9 protein-coding genes are annotated in these 15,585 nt (G+C 60.8%); 6 read left to right on the top strand and 3 right to left on the bottom strand.

Features of this window, described 5'->3' with window-relative positions; all coding sequences use genetic code 11:
* Window positions 1-159: 159 nt before the first annotated feature.
* Both IEX36_RS01640 and IEX36_RS01645 read left to right on the top strand, forming a co-directional pair.
* Entirely contained in the window at window positions 160-2,208 is a 2,049-nt protein-coding gene (locus IEX36_RS01640) for a beta-galactosidase (protein WP_229668626.1), read from the top strand.
* Complete coding sequence (locus IEX36_RS01645) at window positions 2,205-3,341, top strand: glycoside hydrolase family protein (protein WP_188757618.1); 1,137 nt, start codon at window positions 2,205-2,207, stop codon at window positions 3,339-3,341. The genes IEX36_RS01640 and IEX36_RS01645 overlap by 4 nt, the downstream gene beginning before the upstream one ends.
* Before the next feature lie 3 nt (window positions 3,342-3,344).
* Here the strand turns inward: IEX36_RS01645 and IEX36_RS01650 are convergent, their stop codons facing one another.
* Complete coding sequence (locus IEX36_RS01650; protein WP_188757619.1) at window positions 3,345-6,053, bottom strand: family 78 glycoside hydrolase catalytic domain; 2,709 nt, start codon at window positions 6,051-6,053, stop codon at window positions 3,345-3,347.
* Between the two features lie 62 nt (window positions 6,054-6,115).
* Here IEX36_RS01650 and IEX36_RS01655 point away from each other — a divergent pair, with 62 nt between their 5' ends.
* On the top strand, window positions 6,116-7,738 hold the full coding sequence (locus tag IEX36_RS01655; RefSeq protein ID WP_188757620.1) for an alpha-L-fucosidase: 1,623 nt from the start codon (window positions 6,116-6,118) through the stop codon (window positions 7,736-7,738).
* Window positions 7,739-8,031: 293 nt separating this feature from the next.
* A complete protein-coding gene (locus IEX36_RS01660) occupies window positions 8,032-11,580 on the top strand; it encodes a TonB-dependent receptor (RefSeq protein ID WP_188757621.1) in 3,549 nt (1,182 codons plus the stop codon).
* 79 nt (window positions 11,581-11,659) lie between these two features.
* Here IEX36_RS01660 and IEX36_RS01665 read toward each other — a convergent pair whose 3' ends face one another.
* On the bottom strand, window positions 11,660-12,544 hold the full coding sequence (locus IEX36_RS01665) for an anti-sigma factor (RefSeq protein ID WP_188757622.1): 885 nt from the start codon (window positions 12,542-12,544) through the stop codon (window positions 11,660-11,662).
* A complete protein-coding gene (locus IEX36_RS01670) occupies window positions 12,541-13,095 on the bottom strand; it encodes a sigma-70 family RNA polymerase sigma factor (RefSeq protein ID WP_229668627.1) in 555 nt (184 codons plus the stop codon). Before IEX36_RS01670 ends, IEX36_RS01665 begins: the two co-directional genes overlap by 4 nt.
* Window positions 13,096-13,283: 188 nt before the next feature.
* On the opposite strand from IEX36_RS01670, the gene IEX36_RS01675 reads away from it, so the two are divergent.
* Window positions 13,284-14,039, top strand: a complete 756-nt coding sequence (locus tag IEX36_RS01675) for a TlyA family RNA methyltransferase (protein WP_188757624.1) — start codon at window positions 13,284-13,286, stop codon at window positions 14,037-14,039.
* Window positions 14,040-14,171: 132 nt separating this feature from the next.
* Complete coding sequence (locus IEX36_RS01680) at window positions 14,172-15,395, top strand: extracellular solute-binding protein (protein ID WP_188757625.1); 1,224 nt, start codon at window positions 14,172-14,174, stop codon at window positions 15,393-15,395.
* Window positions 15,396-15,585 lie beyond the last annotated feature (190 nt).

The following is a 15,585-nucleotide window of genomic DNA, read 5'->3' on the forward strand; positions in this document are numbered from 1 at the left end:
GCATAGCGGAACGTCCCACGAATCCAACAGTGCAAATGCGCCACAATCCTGTCCAATTGATGACAGGTCGCAACAGCATAGAAAAATCGGCACGATCCCGTTATGCTGCTCACCTATCGTCAAAAGCGAGGTTCATGTTTGCCGTCACATTCAGGAGCATTGCGCTTCGCCGCTTTCATCGCTGCCATTCTGATTTGTTCTGCATTGATCGCTCAGCCCGCGCCAACTCCATACATCACGCCGCATGCCCCACTGCTCGGCGCCGCCTGGTATCCCGAGCAATGGCCCGAGTCCCGCTGGGACGCCGATCTCCAGCTCATGCAGGATGCACACCTGAACGTCGTCCGCGTTGGTGAGTTCGCCTGGTCCACCGAAGAGCCATCTGAGGGTCACTACAACTTCGACTGGCTCTCACGCGCCATCGCACTCGCCGCCAAACACCACATCGCCGTCGTCATCGGCACTCCCACCGATGCGCCACCCGCATGGCTCACCTCGAAGTATCCCGACACGCTCGGCACCAACGCCGACGGCCGCCTTCGCCAACACGGCACCCGCCGCCAGTTCTCCTACTCCAGCCCGCACTACCGTGAATTCTGCCGGCAAATCGTCACCGAACTCGCCAAACGCTTCGGCCACAATCCCAACGTCATCGGCTGGCAGATCGACAACGAGTACACCGACGAGTCCTTCGACCCCGCCACACGCCGCCAGTTCCAACAATTCCTCAAAGCCAAGTACAAAACCCTCGACAACCTCAACCGCCACTGGACGACAGCGTATTGGTCACAAACCTACACCGCATGGGACCAGATCCCGATGGAGAACACCGGCGGCAACCCTGGCCTCCTGCTCGATCACAAGCACTTCGTCACCGCCACCTGGCGCAGCTTCCAGCAGAGCCAGATCGACGCACTCCGCCCCTACGTCGCGCCCACGCAGTTCATCACCACCAACATCGGCGGCCTCGGCTGGAGCGACAATTGGGACCACTACCGCATCACACAACCCCTCAACCTAGCCGCCTGGGACGAGTACGTCGGCGAAGGCCACCTGCAAGTCGCAAAAGAAGCCATGATGAACGACTTCGTGCGCGGCTGGAAACGCCAGAACTTCTGGCTCATGGAGACCGAGCCTGGCTCCGTCAACTGGGCGCCCATCAACAACACTCTCGACCGCGGCGAAACCCGCGCGCTCGCCTGGCAAGCCGTAGACCACGGCGCCGACGCCGTCCTCTACTGGCAATGGCGCAGCGCGCTCAACGGGCAGGAACAATATCACGGAGCCATCGTCGGCCCCGACGGCACACCACTCCCCATCTACACCGAAATCCAGCAACTCGGCGCAGACTTCGTTGCAGCCAGCCCAGCGCTCGCTGGCACAACACCCAAATCCGACGTCGCGCTCATCACCACCTACGACAGCCGATGGGCCATCGACTTCCAACCCCACACCAAGCTCTACGAGCAGCAGCAAATCCTGCTCGACTTCTACCGTCCGCTCGAATCCATCGCGCAGTCGGTTGATATCGTCGAAGCCACCACAAATCTCGCCCAGTACAAACTGGTCGTCGCACCCAGCCTCAACGTCATCCCGCAATCACTCGCCGACAATCTCCTCACTTACGTCCGCGCTGGCGGCCGCCTCATCCTCGGCCCGCGCTCCGGCATGAAGGACCAATACAACGCGCTCAACACCCAGCGCCAACCCGGCCCACTCGCCGCCGCACTCGGAGGCCGCGTCGAACAGTTCTACGCGCTCGAATCGCCCATCCCTGTGGGCAACGGCACAGCGAGCATCTGGGCCGAGCAACTCACCGTCACCAACCCTGCCACAAAAGTTGATCTCCGCTATGGCAAATCCAATGGCTGGCTCGACAACCAACCCGCCATGATTACGCGCAGCGTAGGGAAGGGAAGCATCACCTACCTCGGCACCATCCCCGATCCCGCGCTGATGCAATCCATCATGCAATCCGCAACAGCCAGCGCAAACATCCAGCCAGCCTTTGGCCCAATCCCAACAGGAGTAGAAGTCTGCCGCCGCGTCGCGCCCGATCACACCGTCTACATCCTCATCAACCACGGCAAAGCCACGCAGCAAATCAGCCTGCCCAGCACCATGCACGAAGTCTTCACCAATAAAGACGCAGCCACCATCACCCTCGCGCCGCAAGGCGTAGCCGTCCTCACCACCAAGGCAAAATGAAAAACACGCGCCGCCAGTTCCTCCGTAATACGACACTCGCTTCCGCAACCGCAGCCATCGCGCCACGTTTCGCACTAGCAGCACAAGACGAAATCGCCCCATTCCGCACGCCTTACAAATATCCCGAGCTGCTTCTCAAAGGCACAGGCCGCAAAGCCGACTTCGACTCCATCAGCGTCGACGACCCCATCGTCTTCCATGCCGAAGGCGCATTCCACATGCTCTACATCGGCTTCGACGGCACTGGCTACCAGACCGGCCTCGCCACCTCCACCGATCTCCTCCACTGGAAGCGCACCGCGCTCGTCGGTCCGCGCAACCCCGCATCCAAATACACGAAGTACAACCTCGCCCTCAGCTCCATCCTCCGCAACAAACAACTCCGCAGCAACGGCGAAGCCATCAGGATCAACGGCCGCTATCTCGGCGCGTGGAACGCCTACCCCAGCGCAGGCTACGAAGAAGGCGCAGCCGTCATCGGCCTCGCCTGGTCAGACGATCTCCTCCACTGGCAGCTCACCGATCCCGTCCTCTACCCACAAGATGGCGCGCCCTGGGAGCACGGCGGACTTTACCGTCCCGACCTCATGCTCGACCGCGGCACCTACTACCTCTACTACAACGCCAAAACCGACCCGCTCCCGAAATCCGCAGGCGGTGGTTGGCACGAGCAGACAGGTGCAGCTACATCTACCGATCTCAAAACCTGGGCGCGCTACCGGGGCAATCCCATCCTCCGCAACGGCCAGCGCGGCAGTGCAACCTACCCGAAGTCCAACCCACTGTACTCACTCAATCCGCCAACACCCGACGCGCGCGACAGCCGCTTCGCCTCCAATCCATTCGTCGTGCAGAATGGCTGTGACTACGCGATGTTCTACTTCGGCTTCGGCTATCAGCGTCCCGGCCGCGCCTGCGAACTGCTCGCCCTCGGCGCCGATCCCGTCACCTTCGTCAAAGTCCCCGAGGTCCTCATCGATACCGGCGCCCCCGGCAGCATCGACGAAACCTTCGCGCACAAACCCTCTGTCATCACACACGAAGGCGCGCTCTACCACTTCTACTGCGCCGTCAGCGGCAAATGGCCCAACGAAGTCCGCGGCATCGCCGTCGCCCGCTCAAAACCGTGGTGAGCCTCAGTGATGTTTCACCACAAAATGCCAAGCCCCCGAATCGACACGATATACCGTAGCTCCACGTTCATCGCGCAGCTTCATTGCACCACTCTGCGAGACGGCAGTCTCACCGGCCCGTACCGGAACCCACACCGTAGCCGAAGCATTTACCGGCACGCTGACATCAATCGTTAGCGCGCCACCCGCGCGTCGCCAGGCACTCTTCACCATCCCCAGACGTGAGTCATAGCTCGTCCGTACCCAGTCCATTCCATCCACCACACGCGGACGAATCGTAATCCTCTCATCCCTCGCGCGTGACATATCGAAATCAATCCCACCCAGTCCGCGATCGAACCACTCCTCCGCGCCGCCCAGCATAAAGTGGTCCTGCGAGCTATGCGGATTCGCATCCCACGCCTCCGTCAACGCCGTCGCACCCGCGGCCAGTTGCGACCCATAGCTCGGCGGATCTTTGCGCATCATCATCGCCAGCAGAAGATCATTCTCGCCAGCATCCATCAGCGCGCGCAGCATATACGGATACCCGACCTCACCCGTCGTCACATGATCGTCATGCGTGTGAATGTCCGCGACGATATGCGCCAGCACCTCCGCCCGCTTGTCGTCAGGAACGATACCCAGATCCAAAGGCATCGCATTCGCCGTCTGGCTCCCCCGGTCATACTGCGCCGTATCCGCATGAAAGAACCGCGTGTTGAAAGCATCCGCAGTCTGAGCAGCCAACGCCGCATACCTGCGCACATCGTCAGCCTTGCCCAAGACGCCAGCGGCCTTCTCCATCACCTTCGCATCCTGATATAGCATCAGCGTCCCGGTCACACCCATCGTCGTGTTCTTTTCCATCCCCGGCTCGCCCGGCCCAATGTCATACCAGTCGCCCAGCCCATACGCGACGATGCCATCCTGCGCCTTGCTCTTCAAATAATCGACATACCGCTGCATCACCGGATACTCCCGCGCCAACTCCCCAACATCACCATACGCGCGATATGCAGTCCATCCACCCAACACCTCCGCTGAACCCCACTCCGGCGAATCATCAAACACTCCATATCCCTGCTTCGCAAACACCGTGTACTCAGGAGCAATCGTCGGAACCATGCCATCACTCTTCTGCTCATCAGCAATGTTTTCCTCCGTCGCCCGATACAACCCACGCAGATCGTTGTTGAAGAGCAACCCTGGCGCAACCAGATGAGTCTCCTCCAGCCATCCAAGCTTTTCCCGATGCGGACAATCCGTAAACAAGCTCACCTCGTTGTTGTGCATCGCCTCCACAATCAGCTTGTGTATCGAATCCAGCATCGCGTTCGAGCTGGCAAACTCGCCCGTCACCGCCGAAGAAGAATGCACCGCATCCCCGCGCAGTGAACCCACCTCACCCTTGCCGGAAGTCCACTCCACCTGCACATAACGAAACCCGTAGTAGCTGAACCGCGGATGCCACGCCTCCACATCACCCGTCGCGCCCACCGTATAGCTAAACCACTGCGATCCGCGCCGCCCTGCGCCTGAGCTTCGCTGTGACACCGTGCCATCCGCATTCAACAGCTCACCCGGAGTCAGCTTCAACACCGCCCCCTTCGCCCCCTTCACGCGCACCTCAGGCCACCCAGCAAAGTTCTGTCCCAGGTCATACACCGTCACACCGGAACTCACCACCGTCTTCTTCACCGGCTCATACACACGCATCACGCGCAGCGGAGGCGCAACCTCAGCACGTAGTTTGCCGCCAGGCCCATCAACCACTTCAACTGCAGACCACGCATCACTGCGACCACCAACGCGATCCCAACCAGCAATCGCCTTCGTCGCATCGTAGTCCTCGCCGCCATACGTCGAAGAAAACGTAATCGGCCCCGGCGCAGCCATCCAAGAGCCATCCGTCGCTACAACCTCCGAAGTCCCATCCGCATATTCGAGACGCATCTGCACCAGCACCATCGGCCGCCCGAAGCTGTTCACCAGCTTCGTATATCGCCCCGGAGTCTTCACCACATTGAACATCCCGTTGCCCACCATCACGCCCACAGCGTTCCGCCCCACACGCAGCATCCGCGTCACGTCATAAGCGTCATATCGAACCGTCTTGCGATAATCCGTCCACGCCGGAGCAACCTCCGCATCGCCCACCTTCACGCCGTTCAGGTGCACCTCGCCCTGTCCCAGCGCCGACACATCCAGCACCGCCCGCACCAGACGCTTCTTCACCACAAACTCATGCCGAAACACCGGCATCTCCGCCGTCTCGTTCGTCGTGCCCGCTTCACCAATCCACTTCGCGGTCCAAACCGTGGGAGCCATAGTCCAACTCGCAGCCTCGCTCCACCCGGCAGCAATACCGCGCTCATCCCAAACCATCACCTTCCAAAAATAAGTAGCCTCAGGAACCAACTCCTTGCCGTGATACGCGACACCAAACGTCGCATCCGACTTCACACGCCCACTGTCCCACACATCGCCGTGGTCCTTCCCAATGTCACCCGCTGACGAAGCCACCAGCACCCGATAGGCGCTCTGTCCCGCACCGTGCAACGAGCCGCGAGCAGCCAGCTTCCACTCAAGTTGAGGCACATCCTCCACCGACATCGGCCGCGCCTGCGCATCGCACTCCAGTCCCGTCGCCACCATCAGATGACTCTGCGCCTGCGCAACACCACACCCTGCCAACACACACACCGCAACCCAGGCCCGCATCAAGCGCATCGCCAACTCCTCTGGAATATTCCGCATTACAAAACTACCCCGCGCTCTGCTATCGTGTCGCCGTGAATCAAAAGTTTCTCATCATCACGTTCGCCGCCGTCGCCACGCTCGTCTCGCAAGCACAAACCTTCCAGCACTCCGACCTCTCGGCAAACGTAGCCCATCAGGTAGCCAAAGTCCGCGCGGCCAACAGCGATTCCACACATCGCAATCTCTACAGGCCGGACTGGAACTCTCTCGCCCAGTACCGCACGCCGGACTGGTTCCGCGACGCGAAGTTCGGCATCTTCATCCATTGGGGCGTCTACTCCGTTCCGGCATTCGGAAACGAGTGGTACTCGCGCAACATGTACGTCCCCGGCAATGCCGCCTTCCAGCACCAGGTCGCCACCTACGGCTCGCAGACAAAGTTCGGCTACAAAGACTTCATCCCCATGTTCCGCGCGCAGCACTTCGACCCCAACGCCTGGCTCGATCTCTTCACGCAGGCCGGCGCAAAGTACATCGTCCCGGTAGCCGAACACTGCGACGGCTTCCCCATGTACAACTCCTCGATGACCACCTGGGACGCGGCCCGCATGGGCCCACACCGCGACATCATCGCCGAGTTGGAAGCAGCAACCCGCGCCCACGGCCTCTACTTTGGCGTCTCCTCACACCGCGCCGAACACTGGTGGTGGTACGGCACCGGCCGCACCTTCCCGTCCGATGTCGAGGACCCAGCCAACGCCGGCCTCTACGGCCCCGCCGAACCTATGTCGCTCCCCACGCCCGACGGCAAGCCCGCAGCCAAAGAGCCCGACCCCTCACACCTCGAGCGCTGGCTCCCACCCAACCGCGCCTTCCTCGACGACTGGCTCGCCCGCAGCACCGAGCTCGTCGACAAGTACCACCCCGACTTCTTCTACTTCGACTGGTGGATCGGTCAGCCCGCCTTCAAACCCTACCTCCAGCAATTCGCTGCCTACTATTACAACCAGTCCGCGCACCGCGGCCAGCACCCCGTCCTCACCTACAAAGAAGAAGCCATGCCCGCCAACACCGCCACGCTCGACATCGAGCGCGGCAAGCTCGACACCCTCCGCCTGCTCCCCTGGCAAACCGACACCTCCATCAGCATCCACTCCTGGGGCTACGTCGAGCACGACCAGTACCGCACCGCAAAATCCCTCATCCAGCAACTCGTCGACACGGTCAGCAAAAACGGCAATCTCCTCCTCAACGTAGGCCCAAAATCAGACGGCACCATCCCCGAAGAAGCCCGCACCGTATTGCTCGAAATCGGTGCCTGGCTCCGCACCAACGGCGAAGCCATCTACAGCACGCGCCCCTTCATCGTCTTCGGCGAAGGCCCCACCAAGGCCGGCACGAATTCAGCCGAGAAGAATCACGACATCCAGACCTACACCGCCGAGGACATCCGTTACACCGTCCCGAAAGATCCGAGCAGCCACATTCTCTACGCCACCGCGCTCGACTGGCCGGAAGATCATCATCTCCTCCTGCACATCCTTTACAAAGGAAACCCCTATCTCCCCAAGCCAGTCTGTAGCGTCGAACTCCTCGGCGCACCCGGCACGCTTACATTCGAGCAACTCCCCTACGGCCTCTCCGTCACCCTCCCCGCAACGCCACCCAACCCTGACGCCTACGTTCTCCGCATCCAAACCTGCTCCACTCGATGATTGAGCACAAGACAAAAACGTTTATCGGGAGTAGAAGCGAAGGTCAATTCATCGTTCCACGTTGCGGAAGCACCATGCATCCCTCCACATAATTGAGTAAACAGCGCAAAAATCGAAACTCCACGTTAATCCAAGCCTTTCTCGCCATTATCTGTTCCGCAATTCGGTCTAAAAATCCTGCCGCATTCCCCGTTGACAGCAATTCTGCCCGCGCCTACCGTCACCCGCATCGCTCAGATTCCATCGTGAAACGATGTGCCAATAGAAAGAGTCCTTTTCAAGGAGACCCTACCATGCGCTGCACACTTCGCTGTTTAAGCCAGGCCACTGCAATCTTCTTCCTTACCATCTTCTGCGTCTTTGCTCACGCGCAAAACACCAACGCAGGCGCCATCACCGGCACCATCACCGACGCGACCGGCGCACTCCTGCCCAACGCCACCGTCACCGTCACCAATCAGGGCACGCGCGACACCCGCACCGCCATCTCCACCAGCAAAGGCTTCTACACCGTCGAGAACCTCCCCAGCGGCGACTACACCGTCTCCACCAGTCTCAAAGGCTTCCAGCAGAGCACCATCGCCAATCTCCATCTCGATCCCGGCCAGCGCCGCGGCCTCGACATCAAGCTCGCCATCGGCAACGTCTCCGCCACCGTCCAGGTTGATGCCGACACCGTCGCCGTCCAAACCGAGTCCGCAGAATCCGGCGCAACCATCACCTCCAAAGAAGTCGCGAACCTTATGCTCAATGGGCGCAACTTCCAGCAGCTCGCCACGCTTGTTCCCGGCGTCAGCAGCACCAACGGAGCCAACCAGCAGGTCAACGCCGGCTACCTCGGCCAGACCTCGCTGATCGTCGGCGGCGCATCGTCGGAAGAGACCACCTACACCGTCGATGGCGTCTACGACATGACGCCCACCTCACTCATCAACGTCAACATCACTCCCTCCATCGACGCCATCAGCGAGATGCGCGTGCTCAAAAACGCCTACAGCGCCAAGTACGGTTACGCGGGCTCGGGCCAGATACTCATCGAAACCAAATCCGGCACCAGCGCCTTCCACGGCACCGGCTACGAGTACATCCGCAACAACGCATTCGGCGTCGCGCGCCCTTACTCCGTCAGCGGCATCCCCGCCACCTCCGCCAGCCTTCACCTGAACATCTACGGCTTCACGCTCGGTGGTCCCATCGTCATTCCGCACATCTACAACAACTCACGCAAGCGCACCTTCTTTTTTGCCGGGGCTGAGTTCAAGACCAACCACTACGCATCGCTCCTCTCGCGCCCCGAGTTCACCTCAGACATCCGCGGCGGAAATCTCAGCCAGAGCTTCACCGGCATCCCCGTCTCCGGTTCCAACTCTGACCGTGTCCTCTCCTGCGACAGCTTCTGCCAGAATCTGCTGAGCGCCCGCAGCCTCAGTCCCAGCCAATGCTTCTTTAACGATGCCAGCGGTGTGCAGAACCAGATCCACACCAACTGCTTCGACTCCGCCTCAACCTACTTCATCAACCCCGCAAACCAATTCTTCCCGCTGCCCAACCTTCCGCAAAACAACAACACCGCCTTCGCCAACTACATCAACATCAACCCGGAGCTGGACAGCCAGAACGACACCATCTATCGCGTCGATCACAACATTAACGACAAAAACCTCATCACCGTCCGCTACATGCACGAAGAGGTCAACGACATTCGCCCGGCGCGTAACTTCAACAATCCCTCGCCAACCCCCGGAGCCATCGCCTACACGCCCGCGCTCAACGCGCTCGTCCGCTGGAACTACACCATCACCCCCAGCATCATCAACGCCGCAGGCATCGCCTACACGTATCAGAAGGTGCAGTTACTCCCCACCGGCAACTACAACATCCCCGCAGGCACCTTCCAGCAGGCGTTCAACAACGGTGACAACCGCCTTCCCGGCGTCACCATCGGCAGCTACTGGTCATGGCTCGGCGTAGGCGCGCAGCCCAACTACTCCAAGACCGGCGACGGTATCTTCTCCGACGACTTCAGCTACGTCCACGGACGCCACATCTTCCAGGCCGGCGGTCTCTACATGTGGAACATTCTCCGCCTCAACTCCAGCGCCTTCTCGCAAGGTCTCTTCGGCTTCAGCGGCTCGCACACCGGAGACATCGCAGCCGACTTCCTCCTCGGCTTCCTCAGCTCCTACTCACAGTCCAACGTCCAGCGCTACGGCACCTTCCACCAGCACTGGTTCGAGCTCTATGGGCAAGACGACTTCCAGATGACGCCGCGTCTCACCCTCAACTACGGCCTGCGTTACAGCTTCTTCTCGCCCTCCACCATGGAAGGCAACCAGATCTCAAACTTCAACGCATCCACGTTCAATACAGCCGTTGCCCCGGCAGTCACGCAAAACGGAGGCTTCGTCTACAACAGCAGCAACCAGCCGCTCACACCCAATGGCGGCATCGCCAACTACCTCACCAACGGCATGGTCGTCGCCTGCCAGAACGGCACATCCTGCGGATTCACTACGCCGAAGAAGAACCTCCTCTCTCCGCGCGTAGGATTCGCCTATCGCCTCAACGAGAAGGGCACACTCTCACTGCATGGTGGCTACGGCATCGGCTACACGCAGGTCGGCATGTTCCAGACCTCCGGCCTCATCAGCAACCAGCCCTACGTCTCCACGCAGTCCTACTCCAACACCCAGTTCAGCAATCCGGCCGGAGGCGTCGCTGGTGCTCCCGGACTTCAGTCGCCGGCAGGCCTCGACAGCACCTACCGTCCCGCGACGCTCCAGTCCTGGTCGCTGACGCTCGAAAATGAGATCATCCCGCACGGCGTCCTTGCCATCGCCTACGCCGGAGACAAGACCGACCACATCTTCTCCAACAGCGTCGATCGCAACTTCGCTCTCAACGGCACCAGCGCTCACACCACCGACTGCGCCGCGTCCTCCAACAACATCAATCCAATTCCAGCAGGCAGCTACTCCTACGACCCATGTCTCAACGGCGCCAACGCCAAAGTCGCCGGAGCCACCCAAATCAACGCCAACTACTACCGCCCCTATCAGGGCTACGGCGCCATCAACACCGGCGTCTCCATCGGCACGTCCAACTACCACGCCCTGCAAACCGGCTTTATCTACCGTCTCGCCGACCTGCAACTCAACCTTGCCTACACCTGGTCCAAGGCGCTCGGCAACCAGGACCAGACCAACACCGGCAGCACCGCCTACGCCTTTGACTCGAACATCGGCTTCCAGAACCCGCGCGACCCCGCGCTCGACTACGGACGCCCCAGCTACGATCGTCCGCACGTCTTCACCGCGGCCTACGTCTATGAGCTTCCGTTCTTCCGCAACTCCAGCAACTTCTTCGCCCACGAGCTGCTCTCGCACTGGGGAACCAGCGGCCTCGTCACAGCGCAGAGCGGCTTCGCCAACACCGTCAGCCTCAGCTCACCCTACGCTGGCCTCGCCTCACGGCCGAACCAGATCGCCGTGCTCCACCACAACTCAGGCAGCGGCAAGAAAGCCATCGGCCAGCAGCCGCTCTACAGCTACACATCATTTGCCGTTCCCGGTTGGGGAGCCTTCGGCAACTCGCAACCCGGCGTCCTGCGCGGACCGAAGGAAGTCGTCTACGCCACCGCGCTCAACAAAACATTCCCCATCACCGAAAGGGCCGGACTCCAACTCCGCGCCGAAGCCTTCAACCTCTTCAACCACCCCAACATCAACTCCATCAACACGAGCTTCAGCTTCAGCCCAACCACCAACGCCAGCTCCTTCGGCTACGCAACCGCGGTCGGAGACATGCGCCAGCTGGAATTCTCCGCACGCGTAACCTTCTAAAAAGCAGCACACAACAAAACGGCGGCGAGGAGAAATCCTCGCCGCCGTTCTTATTTAACACGGTGATTGAGAACCGGAGCTAATCGCCGACCATGATGATCGGCAGCGTAGGCTTCGTCGCACCACCCGCAACCTCCACCGTCACGCCAAACGCCTTCGCGTCCACGCCCTTCGGCAGCGGCGGCAGAATCACACTGGCATTGCCTTCCGCGTCCGGATGAAACATCCCCGCCGGAATCGGTGCCTGCCCATTCGCAGGAATCAGCCAAAGTTCGTAGGTCCACTCCGACGTCAGCGGTCGCAGGTTGTTTGCCACAAACACCAGCGCGCCCTTGCTCGCAACATACGTTGCCCGTCCCTGCGGCTGCGGCTTCGCCTGCGGAGCCGTATTCAGCACCACGCGCTTCGCCCCAGGGTCCGTCAGCGTAGCCATCAATTGCCTCGCCGAGGCGACCTCCGGCAGCACCTGGTTCATCGTGCTCGACTGCGTCGCCACAATCCTCTGCAACGCATCCCGCTGCTGATACAGATTCCCAGCCGTAAACGCCAGCGCCGCCGCCGCCGCCCAGCCCAACCACGCCAGCGCCCGCCCGCCATGCCGCTGCGGAGCCTCGTCCTCTGCCAGATACGCGCCACTGCCCAGCCCGCGCCCATACGACGAAAGCGGCGGAGCCTCAACCGGCCGAGCCTCCGCATGAACAGGCGCAGCCGCAGTCTCCATCGAAACCACCTTCTTCTCCCGCGCCACCTGTTTCAACAGCCGCTCGCGAGCCTCAGCCGAAGGCGAATGCAAATCCACCGTATGCGCCGCCGCCGCAAGATCGCCCTGCACTGCGGCCAACTCCTGCCTGCACTCCGCGCATTGCTCCACATGCGCTTGAATCTCAGCCGCATCGCTTGCCGGCAGCAACTGCATCGCAAACAACGCCAGATCGTCCGTATCGTAGTGTCTCGTCGCGTTCATGCCGTCATCGCCTTTCTCAGCGACGCGAGCCCGCTGCGTATCCTGGTCTTCACCGTGCCCAGCGGATCGCCAGTCATCTCCGCGATCTCCGTGTGGGTCAGCCCGTCAAAGAACGCCATCTCCAAAGTCTTCCGCTGCTCCAGTGGCAGACGAACCATCACGCTGCGTGCCCTCTCCACCATGCTGTTTCGTTCAGCCTCATCGGCCAGGTTGTAGTTCGAAGCCAGCGCAATCGCTTCCACCTGGTCCATCGGCCGCTTGCGTCTCAACGCGTCGATCGACCGGTTCCTCGCAACAACAGCAAGCCAGCCGCCCATGCTGCCTCTCGCCGCCTCAAACCCCGTCGGATTGCGCCAGACCTGCATGAACACTTCCTGCAAAACGTCTTCCGCAGCAGCAGGATCTCTCAGCACGCGCAGCGCGACCGAATAGACCACCTTCGAATAGCGGTCATACAACACCGCCATTGCCTGCTCGTCTCCCTTCTGCACCCGCCCCAGCAGGGCAGCGTCAGTCTCCGACGACGGTGTTGAAGGGGCGACAAGTCCCATTGCTCTATCCATAAAACGTACCTGGGCCTTCAATAGATTGCTCAGCGTGAAAGTTTCAAGCGTCTGCCCGTGACAACGCGAGTCCGTTCAAATCATTACCCTAGTCACTTTACCTGAAAACACCGCAACGATTTTGTGCGAATTCACTCGCCATCGCCCATGTACCCTAAAGATGAACGCAACGCGCCATGAAGACCCGCCTCGACAAACTCCTCGTTGACCACGGCCACGCCGCCTCACGCGAACGCGCCCAGGCGCTCATCCTTGCAGGCCGTGTCCTCGTCAACGAGCAGCGCGTCGACAAGCCCGGCGCACCCATCCCCGCCGACGCCACCATCCGCCTCCTCGGCTCCGATCTCAAATACGTCAGCCGCGGCGGCCTCAAGCTCGAACGCGCCCTCGAACACTGGAGCATCGCACTCACCGGCCTCAACTGCCTCGACATCGGCGCATCCACCGGAGGCTTCACCGACTGCATGCTCCAGTCCGGCGCAGCCACAGTCCTCGCCATCGACACCGGCTACGGCCAGATCGCCGAAAAGCTCCGCACCGACCCGCGCGTCACCCTGCGCGAACGCACCAACGCACGCCTGCTCGCGCCCGAAGAGCTCGTCTCCACATCGACGCCCGCCTTCTTCGCAATGGACGTCTCCTTCATCTCCGTCACACTCGTGCTGCCGCCCGTCATTGCCGCGCTCAGCACGCCCCAAGCCCGCTGGCAAGGCAAAGCCGTCATCCTCATCAAGCCACAGTTCGAAGCCGGCCGCGGCAACGTCGGCAAAGGCGGCATCGTCCGCGACCCCGAGGCCCGCAAACAGGCCATCGAGCGCGTCACCACCTGCGTCACCGAACAAGGCGGCACCGGGATCGAAGTCATCGACTCGCCCATCCTCGGCATGGAAGGCAACCACGAATACCTCCTCCACACCCTCTTCCGCAACTGAAGGTACGCACTTTTTGCATTTCCATTCCGCAGCGTAGCCGAGTGCCCCAGGTCTCGACTCTGAGACCTGGACCATTCGCGCGAACCATTTTCCATCTGTACATCCACCCAGCCCATCCACTAAGAAACAACCATGTCCCGTAGCCAGACCTTCCGCATCGCCGTCCGCAAATATCCTCCCTTCGAAGAAACCATCCGCCAGCAATGGCAACACTTCGAATCCGAAGCCCACACCGGACTCACCCTCGACCTCGTCCCACTCGATCTCCACCCACTAGAAGACGCCCTCTTCACTTCAAAAGGCATGGCCACAGGTGCATGGGACGTAGCCTTCATCGCCACCGACTGGATCGCCTCGATGCATGAGCAGCAATGTGCCGTCGATCTCGCCCCGCTCCTCAAAGCAAACCCGCCCGCAGACTACCCCGAAGGCTGGGCCGACTCTCTCCTTCGCCTGCAACGCATCGGCCCTGCCATTCTTGGCGTCCCCTTCCACGATGGCCCCGAGTGCCTCATCTACCGCAAAGACATCTTCGAAGACACAGCCACACAATCCCGCTATCTCAAACAGTTCGGCGAACCACTCGCACCGCCAAAGACGTGGGCCGAATTCCACCGCATCGCCCGCTTCCTTCACGCGCCGGAAAAGGACCTCTACGGCACCGTCTTCGCCGCATATCCCGACGGCCACAACACCGTCTACGACTTCCTCCTGCAGCTCTGGACACGCGGCGGCGAACTCATCGACGCCAACGGAAACATCCAATTCCACACACCGGCAGCCGAAGCCGCTCTCACCTTTTATCGAGAGATCATCGCAGACCACCACGCCGTCCATCCCGCATGCCGGAACCTCGACTCAGTAAAAGCTGGTCTCGCCTTCAGCGCAGGCAACGTCGCCATGATGATCAACTGGTTCGGCTTCGCCACCATGGCTCACACCTCATCCGACTCAGCCGTGCGCGGCCTCGTCGACATCGCCCCCATCCCATCCGCAGAGCAGGGAAGCACCGTCTCGCTCAATGTCTACTGGATACTCTCCATCGCCACCGGCTCACCGCACCAGCAGATCGCATGGCAGTTCCTCCGCCACAACCTCACCCCGGCGATGGACAAACTCACCACCACCCTCGGAGCCATCGGCTGCCGCAAATCCACCTGGCGCGACCCCGAGGTCAACCGCGCCATCCCCTTCTATCACCGCATCGAGCAACTTCATGCCAACGCCCACGAGATCCCCCAACGCTCCGACTGGCCCCGCGTCGCCTCCATCATCGACCACCTCGTCACCCAGGCCGCCACCACCTCTGAACCAATCCCAGCCATCCTTGCCTCTGCTGGCCTATCATTCAATTAAATACTTTATAATCTGTATTTTATTAGGATAACAGCAAGTTATACTTGCAGTTATCATCTTTCCGCACAGCGGGCGAGGCTTTTCTCCACCATAAAACCTGTCAAGCCCTCAAACCCTCTAACCAAAGCCAAATCAACTACATCCACTTGGCGGTTTAGTTTTTCAAAGTTGCTACACTTAAATAAAGAGG

This window comes from Edaphobacter acidisoli (genome assembly GCF_014642855.1).
GTDB lineage: Bacteria > Acidobacteriota > Terriglobia > Terriglobales > Acidobacteriaceae > Edaphobacter > Edaphobacter acidisoli.